The 15,486-nt window shown below is 38.7% G+C and carries 18 protein-coding genes; 6 read left to right on the forward strand and 12 right to left on the reverse strand.

Annotated elements, in window-relative coordinates:
- Window positions 1–166: 166 nt before the first annotated feature.
- Both IEV41_RS09695 and IEV41_RS09700 read right to left on the reverse strand, forming a co-directional pair.
- Window positions 167–1,066 carry an N-acetylglucosamine kinase gene (locus IEV41_RS09695; RefSeq protein ID WP_188388186.1) on the reverse strand — a complete coding sequence of 300 codons (900 nt, stop codon included), beginning with the start codon at window positions 1,064–1,066 and terminating at the stop codon, window positions 167–169.
- Between the two features lie 12 nt (window positions 1,067–1,078).
- On the reverse strand, window positions 1,079–2,170 hold the full coding sequence (locus IEV41_RS09700) for a DUF871 domain-containing protein (protein ID WP_188388187.1): 1,092 nt from the start codon (window positions 2,168–2,170) through the stop codon (window positions 1,079–1,081).
- Between the two features lie 219 nt (window positions 2,171–2,389).
- Here IEV41_RS09700 and IEV41_RS09705 point away from each other — a divergent pair, with 219 nt between their 5' ends.
- The 4 genes from IEV41_RS09705 to IEV41_RS09720 all read left to right on the forward strand — a co-directional run bounded on the left by IEV41_RS09705 (window position 2,390) and on the right by IEV41_RS09720 (window position 4,954).
- A complete protein-coding gene (locus IEV41_RS09705) occupies window positions 2,390–2,818 on the forward strand; it encodes a hypothetical protein (RefSeq protein WP_188388188.1) in 429 nt (142 codons plus the stop codon).
- 189 nt (window positions 2,819–3,007) lie between these two features.
- A complete protein-coding gene (locus IEV41_RS09710; RefSeq protein WP_188388189.1) occupies window positions 3,008–4,342 on the forward strand; it encodes a 6-phospho-beta-glucosidase in 1,335 nt (444 codons plus the stop codon).
- Window positions 4,343–4,445: 103 nt separating this feature from the next.
- Window positions 4,446–4,757, forward strand: coding sequence for a hypothetical protein (locus IEV41_RS09715; protein ID WP_188388190.1), 312 nt, complete (start codon window positions 4,446–4,448; stop codon window positions 4,755–4,757).
- A gap of 2 nt (window positions 4,758–4,759) precedes the next feature.
- Window positions 4,760–4,954 carry a hypothetical protein gene (locus IEV41_RS09720; protein WP_188388191.1) on the forward strand — a complete coding sequence of 65 codons (195 nt, stop codon included), beginning with the start codon at window positions 4,760–4,762 and terminating at the stop codon, window positions 4,952–4,954.
- A gap of 49 nt (window positions 4,955–5,003) precedes the next feature.
- On the opposite strand, the gene IEV41_RS09725 is transcribed toward IEV41_RS09720, so the two are convergent.
- From IEV41_RS09725 to IEV41_RS09740, 4 genes are all read right to left on the reverse strand, one after another.
- Window positions 5,004–5,720, reverse strand: coding sequence for an N-acetylmuramoyl-L-alanine amidase family protein (locus tag IEV41_RS09725; protein ID WP_188388192.1), 717 nt, complete (start codon window positions 5,718–5,720; stop codon window positions 5,004–5,006).
- Between the two features lie 193 nt (window positions 5,721–5,913).
- The gene (locus IEV41_RS09730; protein ID WP_188388193.1) at window positions 5,914–6,372 is read right to left on the reverse strand and encodes a FixH family protein; all 459 of its coding nucleotides are present in this window, start codon (window positions 6,370–6,372) and stop codon (window positions 5,914–5,916) included.
- An 11-nt stretch (window positions 6,373–6,383) separates the two neighbouring features.
- The gene (locus IEV41_RS09735; protein ID WP_188388194.1) at window positions 6,384–7,757 is read right to left on the reverse strand and encodes a PepSY-associated TM helix domain-containing protein; all 1,374 of its coding nucleotides are present in this window, start codon (window positions 7,755–7,757) and stop codon (window positions 6,384–6,386) included.
- A gap of 68 nt (window positions 7,758–7,825) precedes the next feature.
- Window positions 7,826–8,551: a FixH family protein gene (locus IEV41_RS09740; RefSeq protein ID WP_188388195.1), complete on the reverse strand. Its 726-nt coding sequence runs from the start codon at window positions 8,549–8,551 to the stop codon at window positions 7,826–7,828.
- 174 nt (window positions 8,552–8,725) lie between these two features.
- On the opposite strand from IEV41_RS09740, the gene IEV41_RS09745 reads away from it, so the two are divergent.
- Complete coding sequence (locus tag IEV41_RS09745) at window positions 8,726–9,544, forward strand: sensor histidine kinase (RefSeq protein WP_188388196.1); 819 nt, start codon at window positions 8,726–8,728, stop codon at window positions 9,542–9,544.
- 2 nt (window positions 9,545–9,546) lie between these two features.
- Window positions 9,547–10,191: a response regulator gene (locus IEV41_RS09750; RefSeq protein ID WP_188388197.1), complete on the forward strand. Its 645-nt coding sequence runs from the start codon at window positions 9,547–9,549 to the stop codon at window positions 10,189–10,191.
- A gap of 169 nt (window positions 10,192–10,360) precedes the next feature.
- Here IEV41_RS09750 and IEV41_RS09755 read toward each other — a convergent pair whose 3' ends face one another.
- The 6 genes from IEV41_RS09755 to IEV41_RS09780 all read right to left on the reverse strand — a co-directional run bounded on the left by IEV41_RS09755 (window position 10,361) and on the right by IEV41_RS09780 (window position 14,895).
- Window positions 10,361–10,798 carry a YhfM domain-containing protein gene (locus tag IEV41_RS09755; RefSeq protein ID WP_188388198.1) on the reverse strand — a complete coding sequence of 146 codons (438 nt, stop codon included), beginning with the start codon at window positions 10,796–10,798 and terminating at the stop codon, window positions 10,361–10,363.
- 50 nt (window positions 10,799–10,848) lie between these two features.
- Window positions 10,849–12,033, reverse strand: a complete 1,185-nt coding sequence (locus IEV41_RS09760; protein WP_188388199.1) for a macrolide family glycosyltransferase — start codon at window positions 12,031–12,033, stop codon at window positions 10,849–10,851.
- Between the two features lie 301 nt (window positions 12,034–12,334).
- Complete coding sequence (locus IEV41_RS09765) at window positions 12,335–13,087, reverse strand: polysaccharide deacetylase family protein (protein ID WP_229722184.1); 753 nt, start codon at window positions 13,085–13,087, stop codon at window positions 12,335–12,337.
- 114 nt (window positions 13,088–13,201) lie between these two features.
- A complete protein-coding gene (locus IEV41_RS09770; protein ID WP_188388200.1) occupies window positions 13,202–13,363 on the reverse strand; it encodes a hypothetical protein in 162 nt (53 codons plus the stop codon).
- Between the two features lie 47 nt (window positions 13,364–13,410).
- Window positions 13,411–13,635, reverse strand: a complete 225-nt coding sequence (locus IEV41_RS09775) for a YxzE family protein (RefSeq protein ID WP_188388201.1) — start codon at window positions 13,633–13,635, stop codon at window positions 13,411–13,413.
- A 90-nt stretch (window positions 13,636–13,725) separates the two neighbouring features.
- Window positions 13,726–14,895 (reverse strand): cation:proton antiporter, encoded by a 1,170-nt coding sequence (locus IEV41_RS09780; RefSeq protein ID WP_188388202.1) that lies wholly within the window; start codon window positions 14,893–14,895, stop codon window positions 13,726–13,728.
- Between the last annotated feature and the right edge of the window lie 591 nt (window positions 14,896–15,486).

Consider the following 15,486-nt stretch of genomic DNA (forward strand, 5'->3'; position numbering starts at 1 on the left):
CTTTATATTTTCTTCTATACTACTACTATATTAAAATACGCAAACATAGATGTCTATACATTTTAACATTTTGTGAAAAATTCATTTCTTTCTTCCCACTCTTATCCAAAAGAAGGGAAGATAAAGAGTATATGACTACCCTTTATCTTCCCTATAGTTATATGAATTAATTCATGATTTTTTCTTTTCCTAAGTAATATGCACCCTTTGTTGACGATACATCTTCTGATACAAATGTTGCATCGTTAAATGCTTCCTTCACACTCGTCATAAATGGCTCATTCACAAACGATACGTTCGTTAGAATTCCACCACGCAAACCAATTTTCACGTTCGTTGTTACCCCTAACTTACGTGCAGCTTGAATAGTTGTATGCGCCAAGTCTTCTCCTGCTTGCGTTAAAACACGAATAGCTATCTCATTGCCAAGCTTCGCTTCCTCTACAACAATTGGTACGAATTTTGCAATTGATGCTTTTGGCTCGTTATAGATGAAGCCAATAATATCGCCGACTTTGCTTACACCAAGCTCATCTAATATTTTCTTGCTTAATGAGCTTACTGGTTTGCCTTCGTCCTCATCTGCGATCATTGCTTTAAATGCAGCGACACTAATCCAGTAGCCACTTCCTTCATCACCAAGTAAGTGACCCCAACCACCAGCTGTTGCTGCAACACCATCTTTCATTGCAAGAGCAATAGAACCTGTTCCTGCAATTGTTAAGACACCGTTGTCTCCTTGTAGCAATGCTGCATGAGCGATAAATGCATCATTCATCGACTCTACATACACACCGTACTTGGCGCTTAACGTTTCATCAACTATTTGACGCAAGTTCCCACTCTCAATACCAGCTACGCCTAAATAAATACCCGCACAATCTGCCATCGAAAGGCCTTCCGTACACGTATCAATCGCTTTCGTTAAATTGCTCATCGCCTCATCGAAATGCACTAATAAGTTCCCGAATCCTGTAATCGCTTGTTTTACAACGTTCCCTTGCTCATCGTATACAACCGCTTCTGTCTTCGTGCCACCAGCGTCGACGCCAATAATAAATTTCATCTACGTTCCTCCTTACTTTTTCGCTAAGAAAGCAAATTTATCCCACGCTTCTACGTAATCTAATAACATGATTTCTTCTTCAACAATGTGTCCCACTACGTTCGTACGTCCTGAGTTCGGCATATCTTTTAGGGCAATTTGTAATTCCCCTTTGTAACGTCCATATAGGTCGTTGTCGATAATAATATCCCCGCGCTTAATATCACGTGTTGTATGTGCTGGGAATGCTTCGTTCTTATATTTCACACGGCTTTGTGTCGAGCGAATCATGTATTCAGATACATCACCACGGTTGAAGTGGAACTCATCTAATACGATTTTCTTCTCTAACTCTGACGCGTCTGCTGAGAATTCCACGCTAAATGTCATTAATTCTGGATTTAACTTGCTAAGTGCTGCTAATTCTTCTTCTGTCGCATAGGCATTCGCAATGATTACATCATCAATCATGCCTGTCGCAAATAAATGCTTCGCTTGTACGTCAATTGGCAATGTACGATGTTGTTCTAATGTACATAATCCTTCTGATACTGGCCATGGACCGAATGTTCCTTCTGCTTGTGAGCCAACGAATGCCGCTGTACGAATACCGTATTCTTTTACTTGTTTGTTCGCTTTCATGAAATGATCATATGATAATCCTGTGTAGCGATGTGGATAGAAGTTATGGCAACCAATTAAGTTGCTCGTATTTGGACGGAAGCTATGAATGTTGTCTAAATATTTCGTTCCGTTACTAATATTAATTTCGATTTTTAAATTGTATGGATTACACGTCATGATTGATTCTTCAAGTCCTGAGAATCCTTCATCAAGGCGAATTCCATATGCCCCTAATTCGTGGAAGAATGATAAATCATCGTACTTAATGTTCAGTTCACGAAGCACACTTGGTGCTACGTCCGCGATTACTTGCATGTTGTATGTATTGGCATGTGCAATAATTTCTTTGAACTCTTCTACCACTTTCTCGCGGTCACCATCAACAGATAATAAGCATGTGAAAATACGGCTAAATCCGTACTTCCCAGCAAGTGTAATATACTCTTTATCTTTTTCCATTGTTGAATTTTCTGGATACAGTGAAATACCTAAACGACGCATGTAAATCTCTCCCTTTTATATAAAAATTGCAAACTACGATAATCAGAATATGTGGAATAGCGCGTTTTTAAAACGCTTCCAACACCAATACTACACTAACGTATTGTAGTTGTCTATACAATCTTACTCCTCTTTTTGACAAGTCTGTGCAATATTTTCATTGTTGTGGGTATACTAACAACCGACCATATATCGTACACATAAAGGAGAAGATATGCGATGAAAAAACTGATTAGCTGTTTCCTTTTAGCTTGCATGTTAACTACGGCCGTTCAGCCTATCTATGCAACTGAAACCGAACAAAGGGAATTAACACCAGACGATGAATTAAAGCTACTCCTTAGCGCGACAGCTTGGACGGATTTAATTTATTACTACATGGCATCAACTTTTTACAGTAAACTTGATAAAAAAGAACAAGAAATAGTCGGAAAGAAAGCGCTATGTGATGCACAATTAATTAACATTCCAACCGCAAACAAAAATGTTCGCGACTTACTATACGAAATTTACAACTACAAATTAAATGCGTATAAACCACTCATCTATGCGGAAGCAAAGAAATACAACATTCCAACAGAAAACAAATCGCTTCAATACGTTGCACAGAAAGTTATTCAAGCTCGATTAGAACAAGGATGCCCGTAAGGCGAGGCTTTTAGCTGATACATTCATTTTAAAATGGTTATTTTTTCGAAGTCACTCTTGATAGAGTGACTTCTCTTTTTTCATAAAGCGCATACATATTAGTATAGACAATTAGACATTCATTTCTTATAATGGAAATGTAAGCGATGACATAACATTGCTCACAATCGTACATAGGGGGTACACACAATGACTAAAGGGATTAAAATTGCAACAATCGGCGGAGGGTCTAGTTACACTCCCGAGCTAGTTGAAGGTTTCATTAAGCGTTATGATAGACTACCCGTTCGTGAATTATGGCTTGTTGATATTGAAGAAGGTAAAGAAAAGTTAGAGATCGTTGGTAATTTAGCGAAGCGTATGGTCAAAGAAGCTGGCTTACCAATTGAAGTTCACTTAACATTAGATCGTCGTGAAGCGTTAAAAGACGCTGACTTCGTTACAACACAACTTCGTGTTGGCTTATTAGAAGCTCGTGCAAAAGATGAGCGTATTCCAATTAAGCATGGTGTTGTTGGTCAAGAAACAAACGGACCAGGCGGATTATTTAAAGCTCTTCGTACAATTCCTGTTATCCTTGATATCGCAAAAGACATGGAAGAATTATGTCCAGATGCATGGTTACTTAACTTCACAAACCCAGCAGGTATGGTAACAGAAGCTGTACTTCGCCATACGAATATCCAAAAAGTTATTGGACTATGTAACGTACCAATCGGTATGAAGATGGGTATCGCAAATGCACTTGAAGTAGATCCATCTCGCTTACACATCGACTTTGCTGGCTTAAACCATATGGTATATGGGTTAAACGTATACTTAGACGGCGTATCCATCATTGATGATGTTATTGAAAAATTAGCAAGCGGTGACGCAAACTACACGATGCGTAATATCTCTGATATGGGATATGACCCTGAGTTCATTAAAGGATTAGGCATTTTACCGTGTCCATATCACCGTTACTACTACAAAACAAAAAATATTTTAGAAGAAGAGAAAGAGCACGCAAAAGAAGGAAAGACTCGTGCTGAAGTTGTACAACAAATCGAAAATGAATTATTCGAAATTTATAAAAACCCAGATTTAAAAGAAAAACCAAAACAATTAGAAAGCCGCGGCGGTGCATTCTACTCTGACGCAGCTTGTAGTTTAATAGATTCTATATATAACGATCGTCGTGACATTCAACCAGTAAACACTCGCAACAACGGCGCAATCGCTGGTATTCCAGCTGACTCAGCAGTTGAAGTGAACTGTGTCATCACAAAAGACGGTCCAAAACCAATCACAGTTGGCGAACTTCCAATTGCGGTGAACGGACTTGTGCAAGCAATTAAATCGTTCGAGCGCGTAAGTATTGAAGCCGCTATAACAGGTGACTACAACAAAGCACTTCTAGCTCTAACAATTAACCCGCTTGTGCCATCAGATGAAGTAGCACGCGTGATTTTAGATGAAATGTTAGAAGCACATAAAGAATACTTACCACAGTTCTTTCCGAAAGAAACAGTAAAGAATTAAGTTCATAGATTACGAGAAAAAGCATCTCCTAGCGAGATGCTTTTTTTCTTCTTTTCAGTCGTGGTACAATGAACATGAACAATGTACATAAAGGGGATTTTACATGGAGAAATCAAAATTCATCGTCCTCGGAGCACTTGTGATGATCGTTATTGTCGTTGGACTTATTCCATTTTTCCAAGCGGAAGAACGTACAATCCAACGTGCTGTTGAAGCCGCAGCGGCACATACGGAAGATAAAGGCCTCTCGTCTTTCACGACAACATCAACAGAAGTACTTCCAAAGGACTCTGAACTAGGGGAAGCAATTATTGAAGTAAAAGGCTACGCTGACAACAAAAAAGACGAAGAAATCATCATTTACATCGACTACTCGAAAAAAGATAAAGTCGTAAAAAGCTCCTTAGAGGAATAGCTATGAAGGAAATCATTCAACCGTATATACTCGGCTTTGTCCTTGTACTAGTTGGTATCGCTCTTATGTTCCTTTCATTTGTTTTTGCCTCTTCCATTATCTTATGGAGCATCACACTTGGGATAAGTATCGTATGTAACATTACTGGTATCGTCTTACTTATTAAACGCGTACTTTCGATACCACAAGACGAATAAAATCGTACTCTATCCGACCACTTAGGTCAGGTAGAGTACGATTTTTTCACTACTTAGCACCAAAATAGTCAAGAATACCATCCACGATTCCTTTTTTCGACTTGTCTTGGAACTCTGCCGAATTCATACGTCGCTCGTCCTTTTCATTTGAAGTGAAACCTAATTCAAGTAACACAGCTGGAATTGAGCTTTCTCTTAGTACCATATAATCACTTGCTTTCACACCTCTATCTCGTGTATCCACATTTTGTTCGAAAATCCCCTTTTGAATAGATTTGGCTAATGTTACATGTGAGGATGACTTACTCGGAGCATAATGCGTTGTAATCCCTTCTACATTTCTATCTTCAAATGCATCGTGGTGAATGCTAATGTATAAGTCTGCTTTATTTGACTTTGCAAAATCGATACGCGCTTGTAATTCTGCTTTTTGATCTGTTCCCCCAAGTAAGCTGTTGTCATCTTCTCGCGTTAACAATACGTTCGCACCTGTCCTTTGTTGCAATTCTTCACGAATATTATTTGCTACTTTCAAATTTAATTCTTTTTCGTTCGTTCCATGCGTTAATCCAGTCGTTCCCCCATCTCTTCCGCCGTGACCTGGGTCTAACACAATTGTTTTCCCTGCTAGTGGTCGACCTCCACCGCTAGCACTTCTCCCCTCTGGCGATATATTATTTTCTGATGCTTGTCCTGTTAATAACATAGCACCTGCACCGACTGCTAATATAGTAACTAATATAATAATAGATAATAGTTTCTTCATCTTTATTCCCTCTCTAGACATTCCTTTCTTACTTGCTAGGCTTAGAATAAAGTCACTACGTAAAGATAAAATGCAGATGCTATCGATATAAATTAAAGAAAACAATTATGGATTGTGACACAATCTAATTTGCTACTATCCCTTTCTCTCACAAAAAAACACCCGGCCTCACAAGACCAGATGCAACTTTCCATTAATGATGATGACTATGATTCGATTGTTCTTTCTGACTAAATTGTTCCTTTATAGCTTTTATTTCTTCTTCTGATACATTACCAACTGTGAATAGTTTCGTTGGCATGACGTGTGTGCCTCTAGCAGAGACGTGTGTTTTGACAAAGTAAATACCGTCTTCTTTGAACGTCTTTTTCACGTAGTAGACGCCACCTTCTTCATGCTTGGCCATGATCAATTCACTCGCTTCTTTCCCTTTCCATATTTCAAACTGAACTTCAGAAGCGTCATCGACTGCCTCTTCACCTTGTGTTACTTGTACTTTCAATACATTCTCTTCATGTAATGCAAGATCTTTTGGTAGGAAAATAGATGCGACTACTGGTTCTGGCTTCTTACTCGTTTGTTCACTTGTTGTGCACCCTGTTGCAACAGCTGCTAGCATAGCCATTACAATACCAATAAAAAATTTCTTCATCTCAATCCTCCTCAATTAAACCATTGGTGTAGTTGTTTTACTTTTGATAACACAAAAAAGTCTAGCAACCATACAACAAGGATGGAAATTCCAACAAGAGGCATCACTATACCAAGCACTAACATGATGAAGAACACTGTACGTGTAACTTTCTTATCCTTCGACTTAGAAGGTGCACCAAGTTTTCCTTCTGGCTTGCGCTTTCGCCACATAACGAATGAGCTAACGATAATGAAAATAAGTCCTACACAAATGACTAAACCGAGTAATTGATTAGCTAGTCCAAATAATCGTCCTTCGTGGAAGGCGATTCCAGTTTCGACTAACTTCGCACCTAGACCAAAATCAGCGAAACGAACGTCACTAAGAATTGCACCGCTATATTGATCGACGTGAATCGTTGCTAAATCATTTGGAATATAGCTGCTTGAAATGATATATACACCTTCTTTGCCAGCTGGCATGGAAACCGCATAAGGTGTAGCAATATTCGAACTCTTTGCGATAGAATGAATCTCATCTACTGTTAATGGTACGTACTCCCCAACCGTTGATGATGGTACTGGTAACGTTTCGTTTGCCCATGGAATATCAACTGCTACATCTTTCGTATACGTAATCGATGTCGGCTTCTCTCCGTAACTATATCCATATTCCGGCGGAACAGATACTTTTTGAATTTGTGGACCTAATACAGCTGACCATGGCAACCCTGTCATAATTAATAATAGAATACCGATCGATAACCAAAACGCTGGCACAGCATGCATGTCACGCCAAAATGTCTTTCCTTTACTACGTAACCTTGGTAAAATTGTTCCCCAAACCGATGCTTTATTTCGTGGCCACCATACGTAAAGACCTGTAATTAATAAAATAATTGCCCAACACGCAGCAAGTTCAACAAGGTAATTCGCCGCCGTTCCTCCAACAATTAATTCACTATGTAGCTTCACAAATATTTCAGTAAATCGCTCTTCATTGTTAATACTTCCAGTAATAGCCCCACTATATGGATCAACAAACACAGAAGACATATGCTCATCTTCTAGTAAACCCACTTCTATTGTTCGATTCACTTCCTCATACTGCTTCACAAACCGTATCGTTCCATCAGGATATTCATCTTGCACATTCGATACAAGTGTCGAATAAGGTAAGCTTTTCTCGCCCACTTCTTGTACATAATACTGATCCTTATACAAAACCGACTCAATCTGTGGCTTAAATACATACACCCCACCACTAAACGCAAGAATAATTAAAAACGGTGAAAAAATAAGACCTGCGTAAAAGTGCCATCTCCACACCGTTTGGTATATGGCAGCCCTCGTGCGTCGTTTTGATGACTCTAGTGATCCAACTTCTTCTTTCGCAACTCCCACACTGTTTCCCCCTCAGTAGCTTTCTCCTTATAAAAAAGACTGCCCACTCACATGGACAGTCCTCACTCTTACTTCACTTCGATTTTCTCTTCGATGTGTTCGTGGATTTCGCCTTTTTCTACATGTAATTTCACATTGTATGTACCTGCTTCAGCGAATTTCGTTACTGCTTGATACTCACCAGCTTTCGTTTCTTTCGCCTCTACGAACTCATGCTTTTCTTTGCCATCTTTCCAAATCTCAAACTTTGCTTTTGCGCCCGCTAACGCTTCTTTCTTATGCTGTACGTGCATTGTTAATGTTGTATCTGCATTCACTTTCACATCTTTTGGTTGCATGAAGTGTAACGCTGTATCACCGCCGTGCCCCCCATGGCCGTGACCTTCTGCTTTCTTCTCACCAGCACCTACTGTTAATTCTACTGTTGGCATTGTGTGCATGCCATTTGCAGTTGTATGCGGGATTACACTGTACACACCGTCTGCCTCAAATGTTTTCTCGATTGTGTATACACCATCACCTTTATGCTTCGCTTCGATTTTCTCGCTCTTATCGTTATGCTTAATTTCGAATAACACTTCACTAGCGTCTGTCACTTTCTTCTCGCCTTGTGTTACAATCGCTTGAATTTCTATTTTTTCATTTGCTTTTAATGTTTCTGGATTTGTTTTCACTTCTACTTTTAACGGCTGAGGTGCCACATCTTCTGCTTTCGCTTCTTCTTTTTTCTCTTCTTTCGTACATGCTGATAACACTAGTACGATAGCTGACATTGCGATTAACCACTTTTTCATCGTTTCAATCTCCTCTGTATATAAATAGTATTACATTCCCCACATACTACTATAAATCATTTGCTACCATTTTCACTATAGCTACATAGGGCTATTCTTTCCGAATTAATAGTATTCTGATATTTTTTCTATTAAAATAAGAGATAGAAATTCAAAGGATAGGGGAATTTTCATATGACAGACAAGCAGATTAAAGCATTGATTCTATTAATACCTCCGTTCGCCATTGGGATGTGGGAATATGTTCGCCACGAATTTCTACTACCATATTTATCGATGGACTTAGGAAACGTCTTATCGCCATTCATCGTCTTCTTCGTGACAGTCTTTCCATTACTAAAGTTATTCCGTCACATGGAACGAAGCCAAGAAGAACTGAAACAAGAACGTGCCTTAAAATCATCCTTAGAAGAACGTGAAAATATTGCGCGTGAGTTACACGACGGCATCGCGCAGTCACTCTTTTTGTTATCGGTAAAAATGAACAAATTAAAGAAAGAATTGAACTTACAAGACCACGAACATTATCAAAAAATGGTCCAAACATTGCAGCACGTCCACGAAGATGTGCGCCAATCGATTAAAAATTTACGTGAAACACCGTCGCCACAACCTTTTTCATTAATTAGCTCCTTACAAGAGTTTATTGACAAAGTAAAATATGAAAGCGACATCACTGTCCATTTCGACTGGACGATACAAGAAGAACTTATTAGCCCGAAAGAAAAAGTTACGCTATTCGCATGTATAAAAGAAGCCATTACAAACGCGATGAAACATGCAAACTGTAAACAATTATGGATTCAAAGCGTAAAGACAGAACACGGGTGGCAGTGCATCGTCCAAGATGATGGCGTTGGCTTCCCTATGCACACACCGCAAAAAGGATACGGACTCGAAATCATGAAAGATCGAACAGCGAAAATGAACTGGAACTTATACATTAAACAAGCAAATGCTGGAACCATTGTGCAAGTTGAAAAGGTGGGATAACGATGCAACCATATCGAATTATTATCGCAGATGATCACGAACATGCTCGCGAAGGCATTCGTGATTTATTAGAAGAATACGATGACTTTGAAGTTGTAGGTGAGGCAACGAACGGACAAGAAGTTATTGGACTAACGGAACAACTCATGCCGGACTTAATTTTGATGGACATTCAAATGCCCATTGTAAATGGGCTTGAAGCAACAAAACAAATTAAAGCACGCTTCCCATATGTGAAAATCGTCATGATTACCGTATCGGACGATATTACGCACTTATTCGAAGCATTAAAGCGCGGTGCACAAGGGTACTTATTGAAAAATATTTACGCTGCCAATTGGTACGAACATTTAAAAGCATTTGCGATGGATGAAGTTCCTCTTTCAAAAGAACTCGCCTTTCAAATTATTGAAGAAATATCGAAACAAAAGACGAAAGACACGAAACAAAACCCTCTTTCTAATCGCGAACAAGATGTCCTTCATCTCGTAGCGAAAGGAAAAACAAATCGTGAAATTTCTGATATACTCTTCATCTCAGAACATACGGTGAAGAACCATTTAAAGAATATTTTGCAGAAGCTACACTTAGAGAACCGTGTCCAACTTGCATGCTATGCATACGAACAAGGATGGATACAAACGTGAAAAAACTCAGAGTTCAACTCTGAGTTTCTTTTTTAGCGAAGCTCGTTAGAACAAAAACGCCACCGTCGTAACAATCATCGCAAACATTAATCCTAGTGTAGCCATGAATGTATCCCTCTTTTATGAGATGACTCTAATGTTGCATGCTAGTAAACAAATATCATGCATCTTATTGCTCTAACTTCTCTCCTGTTAGCACTTCAAACACTGTGGCAGACTGTTCTATCGGTAGCTTTGTATATGCACTATCTCCGCTCACAACTTCTAATTGACGATGATCTGGCGTAATCCATACTTTGTATTGTACGGGGTCATCTGTAATTTGAGTATTTTTAAATGCAAATATAAATTGATAATTTGGTGGACGATTCATCTGTATCTTTTCTTTCTGCCATTCACTTTGATCTAATGCATCTTTTAATCTTTTCACTTCTTTTCCTTCTTGTACTTTGCGAATTTGTTCATAGTTGCCACTATCACCAACTTGCTTTTCAACATGAATAGCTCGTTTATACAAGTGTGTATCTTGATTTCCTTCGTTCTCACATCCCATTATCAGTAACAACATAACGACAACCCATCCAATCAAAAACTTTTTCCTCTTCACACAACTATCCCCTTTCGCAAAAAGTATTTTCTACGCTCCTCCCACAAGCATTATCCACGTATGTTGTGCAATTTTTTAAATGTAAAAATCTTATCTACAGCCCGCGTAAATCCACCTGCTTCTTTAAATGATTCACCAATCATTGTACTGTTCTTCTGAAAAGACGTATCTCTGAGGACCGTTTGTACCGCTTCTCTTAAATTGTGAGCAGTAACTGGTGACGTAAAAATAGAAACACCTGCTCCGAGCTCCGCAACTCTTGCTGCAATGAACGGTTGATCTGACGTTTGTGGAATTACAAGTAACGGTACATGATAATACAATGCTTCACTCGTACTATTCATGCCTCCGTGTGTGATAAACAAATCTGTATACTTTAATACGTCTAATTGTGGCACATAACGTTTTACAATGAAGTTTGAAGGAATATCTCCGAGCAACTGAAGGTCAATACGCGTTCCAACAGACAAAATAACTTTCCCATCAAAATCACGAAGTGCCTCAAAACAAGTATGATAAAAGTCAATATTTTCGTTTACTACCGTCCCAAAAGATATATAAATAACCTTCTTCTTTTCTAATTCAGCAAATGGAAACTCTATATCTTCTTGACGATCGGTGATAGATGGACCCACAAAAACAAATTCATCTCCAAACCCTTCCGAAAAAGGCTGAAATAATCTTGATGTGTATACAATGTTCAAATCACCATAACTGAAAAATATTTCATCTAAACTCGGTGTTTCTAATTGGAACTTTTGCGAAATTTCACTAGCCAATGCTTTTGTTTCATCAAGAAACTCTTTAGGCCCAATCACTTCAGGAGGAAAATTATCCAACCCTTGAAAAGCAAATGACGTAACAGATGACACGGAAGGGATTTTTAATAATTGCGCAAGCATCCTTCCACTCCCGAACATTGAATCGTGAATAATATAGTCAAATTTCTCACCTTTTGTTTTCTCCAATACTGTAGGAACGATGATTTCAGATGAACGTAATAAAATTTGTAATAAATGCATGAGGGTAAAGTCTGGCATAGTAGGTGGGGGTAATATTTTCATGTAGTTTTCATAAGAGCGAAATGTCGCACCCGTCTTTTCAATCTTGTCTTGAAATTCTTCTGTCGTGAAATAAACAACTTCTTCCCCGCGGCGAATTAATTCCTCAACCAAGCCCAATGTAGGATTCATATGTCCTTCAGCCGGCCCATTCATAAAGAGTACCTTTGACACGTTGTATTCCTCCTTTTTCATACCAAACATATACTAGTGATGTGAAAATGTGAATTCATAACGCCTGCCTAATTACCATTATATAACATAAAGCGATTAACTGTCGTTTCCTAACCACTATGTTCAACTTGCTATCTAAATTGGACAGCCAGGTTACGATAGATGAAAAGAGTAGCTATTGTCTACACATATTTCTTTGATGGGATACTCAAAATAGCATGATGGATGTTCACAAAGTACATATAAGTCCAACCTCTATCCCATATACATACGAAAAAACACCGCTAGAATTCTAGCGGTGTTAATTACCAAAGGGTGGCTCAAAAAACCATTTTTTATAGGTAGGATGACTCTTTAATAGCTCCGATACTGTCACGCATTTATATCCTCGTTCCTTTAGCTTCGGTAAGATCATCTTCAGCGCTTGTACTGTTGGCGTACGGTCTCCTCCAGCATCATGGAAAAGAATGATGTCTCCGTTCCGAAGATTCGTTAACACTTGTGTTGCCATTGATCCTGCCCCTCGTCCAGCCCAATCACGCGTATCTTGATGCCATGACCAAAGCACAACCTTATAATTTTTCTCTTCCATCATCTTTACTAACGGCCAACTAATGTTACCAAGAGGTGGGCGAAATAACTTCAATTCAGGCTCGCCTTCTCGGTAAATAATACGCTCTGTTTTCTCAATTTCTTTTTTCAACTTAGATGTGCTTACCTTTAAAATGTCAATGTGCGTAAACGTATGATTCCCAACTTCATGTCCATCGGCAATCTCTCGCTTTATAATTTCGGGATGCATTTTCGCATATTCACCAACGACAAAGAACGTCGCTTTCGCCTGGTGCTCTTTAAGCACATCTAACACTTGCGACGAGAAAATCGGATCAGGTCCATCGTCAAACGTAATTGCAATAAGCTTTTCCTTCATCGGTGCTTCCCATACAACTGGATATCCTCGCTCCAAGTCTTTCCGTTGCAACGATTCTCCCGAAACAACAGGGGCCACACATAACAACCAACTGCAAATAAGTACAACATATCGTTTTTTCATCTTATGACGCCTTGCTTTCCTCTATAATACCTTTATCCTTTGCATTCTCTTCGTCCTTCATACACACAAAAACGCCGAACCTATAGTATAGGCTCGGCACAATTTATCCCACATTTAATCTTTCTCCTGATGGTTCTCCTCTTCTTCTTCGGAATCAATTTGTTGGCGATCCCAGTAAAAAGAATACGGTGACTTATAATGAGAATCCGAACCACCTGTCCATACAATCACAAGCGTCAACCCGACAAGAAGAAAAAACAATAAAATCCACACCATATTCTTCCCCTCCATATACTATGTATATGCTAAGAAGTGCAGTATTGTCATTCTCCTCCGCCTCCTCCGCCGCAGTCGCCACCACTACTGCTACTGCTATCACAACTCGCACTGTCACTAGTATGGGAAAAGAAAACTGGTGAAGGAATGTCTGAATCACTTGACTTACTCTTCACTTTTTTCGATGAATACGTTCCATTTGACCCTTTCACAATTGCTAAAGCAATTAACGCCAACATAACAATGATAACGATGAATGGTATAGCTATCATTGTATTCCCTCCCTTACAATACAAATTTTTACCTTATTCTACCAAAAAAGAAGCTTGCAGTACATAGACCGCAAGCTTCTTCTTATCTATTTATACAGCTTGTTTATTCGCTGCATCTTCACGTGCTTTTTTGTCAAAAATAACTTTTAACATTGGTGGCGTTACGATTGTTGTTAAGATAACAACGATAACAACCGACGTGAATAATTCTTGTGGTAATAATTTAGAATCTAATCCCATTGTCGCAATGATTAACGCAACTTCACCACGTGATACCATTCCGGCACCAATTGCTAATGATGATGTTTTGCCGAATCCAGTTAAGCGAGCACCTAGACCGCCACCAACTAGCTTCGTAATGATTGCTACAATTGATAATACAACGATGAACCACATGTTATCCATTACACCGTCAAATGAAATTTGTGCTCCAACACTTACGAAGAAGATTGGCACGAAAATCGCATAGGCGATTGGCTCTAACTTATGCTCAACATCGTGCTTGTATTTCGTTTGTGAAATTGCGATACCAGCAGCAAACGCTCCGATAATTCCAGCAATACCCATTTGCTCCGCAAAGTATGCAAATGAGAAACAGATAATTAATGCCGCACTAATTAATGATTCTGTTACATTAAGTGGTGACAATAGGCGTAATACTAACGGTACTACTTTCCAACCTAAGAAGAAAATTGCTGCAAAGAAGATAAATTTCTTCAGAACAATCATCGATAAGCTGATGTCCCCAGCCTCACCTAAGAACGTCATTGCAAATGCAAGTGCGATAACAACAAGAATGTCATCAACAATCGCTGCACCAAGCATTGTTGTACTTTCTTTTGAACCTGATTGACCAAGATCACGTAATGCTTGAACCGAAATACTTACAGACGTTGCTGAAAGTAATAAACCGATGAAAATTGATGTTTCCATGCTAAGTCCGAAGGCATAAGCTGCTCCTCCACCAAGAAGGAACGGGAAGATGATTCCTCCAACCGCGACAGCAACCGCTGAATTACGATTTTTGTTTAATTCATCTAAATCAGTCTCAAGACCCGCCATGAACATTAGTAATAGAACACCGATTTGAGCCATTTGTGTTAACATGTCTGATTCTGGAACCCAGTTTAACATCGCTGGGCCGATGATAATACCTACAATTAATTTTCCTAGTACAGACGGTTGACCAAGACGAACACTTAAGTCACCCGCAAGTTTCGTACATAGCAAAATGATTGCTAATGTAAAGAAAAAGTACATTAGTCATCTCTCCTTTGTCTTGTTAGTTTTGTCTATGTGCAAGCGCATTTATCCATGGAAACCACGCCCAAAAACATCTTCCACATATTCATTTTTGAATAAAAATGAATAGAATTGCATATTTACACATAACTTAAAGACGAGATTGTCATCGGTTTTTTTAGCACCTCTTCAAATTATGACAAAATACGCAATTCCCAATATAGTATTCCTACTACTATTCTAATAGATTATGAACATACGTTGCAACCATGAGAAACCTACCATTATCATGCCATTCGACAAAAAAAACGTACTTCTTCCTATTAATATAGTACGTAAAAAACATCCAAAATTTATTTAAAAAAAATTTTTTCATGGCTAGTTTTTACGACACATTCACGCAAAAGTTCATATGAACTCGTGAAAACAAAAAGAAAAAGGGATGTTCATCACGGCAGAAAACGAAAAATGAACATGCCTTTTATCTTCAAATGAAATTTTTTCACACGATTTTCTTCCCTCTTTATTCTTATGGACGTTATTCACTTTTTATACCGACACGAACTTTTCACTTGCCAAATTTCGGTAAAGATGCATATAATAATGGTA

The organism is Priestia taiwanensis, from assembly GCF_014638355.1.
GTDB classification, from domain to species: domain Bacteria; phylum Bacillota; class Bacilli; order Bacillales; family Bacillaceae_G; genus Priestia_D; species Priestia_D taiwanensis.

What these genes read in the sequence shown, in the direction of transcription:
- IEV41_RS09695 (WP_188388186.1), bottom strand. Translation starts at nt 1,066, where the DNA reads ATGAAATTTATTATTGGCGTCGACGCTGGTGGCACGAAGACAGAAGCG.
- IEV41_RS09700 (WP_188388187.1), bottom strand. Translation starts at nt 2,170, where the DNA reads ATGCGTCGTTTAGGTATTTCACTGTATCCAGAAAATTCAACAATGGAA.
- IEV41_RS09705 (WP_188388188.1), top strand. Translation starts at nt 2,390, where the DNA reads ATGAAAAAACTGATTAGCTGTTTCCTTTTAGCTTGCATGTTAACTACG.
- IEV41_RS09710 (WP_188388189.1), top strand. Translation starts at nt 3,008, where the DNA reads ATGACTAAAGGGATTAAAATTGCAACAATCGGCGGAGGGTCTAGTTAC.
- IEV41_RS09715 (WP_188388190.1), top strand. Translation starts at nt 4,446, where the DNA reads ATGGAGAAATCAAAATTCATCGTCCTCGGAGCACTTGTGATGATCGTT.
- IEV41_RS09720 (WP_188388191.1), top strand. Translation starts at nt 4,760, where the DNA reads ATGAAGGAAATCATTCAACCGTATATACTCGGCTTTGTCCTTGTACTA.
- IEV41_RS09725 (WP_188388192.1), bottom strand. Translation starts at nt 5,720, where the DNA reads ATGAAGAAACTATTATCTATTATTATATTAGTTACTATATTAGCAGTC.
- IEV41_RS09730 (WP_188388193.1), bottom strand. Translation starts at nt 6,372, where the DNA reads ATGAAGAAATTTTTTATTGGTATTGTAATGGCTATGCTAGCAGCTGTT.
- IEV41_RS09740 (WP_188388195.1), bottom strand. Translation starts at nt 8,551, where the DNA reads ATGAAAAAGTGGTTAATCGCAATGTCAGCTATCGTACTAGTGTTATCA.
- IEV41_RS09745 (WP_188388196.1), top strand. Translation starts at nt 8,726, where the DNA reads ATGACAGACAAGCAGATTAAAGCATTGATTCTATTAATACCTCCGTTC.
- IEV41_RS09750 (WP_188388197.1), top strand. Translation starts at nt 9,547, where the DNA reads ATGCAACCATATCGAATTATTATCGCAGATGATCACGAACATGCTCGC.
- IEV41_RS09765 (WP_229722184.1), bottom strand. Translation starts at nt 13,087, where the DNA reads ATGAAAAAACGATATGTTGTACTTATTTGCAGTTGGTTGTTATGTGTG.
- IEV41_RS09770 (WP_188388200.1), bottom strand. Translation starts at nt 13,363, where the DNA reads ATGGTGTGGATTTTATTGTTTTTTCTTCTTGTCGGGTTGACGCTTGTG.
- IEV41_RS09775 (WP_188388201.1), bottom strand. Translation starts at nt 13,635, where the DNA reads ATGATAGCTATACCATTCATCGTTATCATTGTTATGTTGGCGTTAATT.
- IEV41_RS09780 (WP_188388202.1), bottom strand. Translation starts at nt 14,895, where the DNA reads ATGTACTTTTTCTTTACATTAGCAATCATTTTGCTATGTACGAAACTT.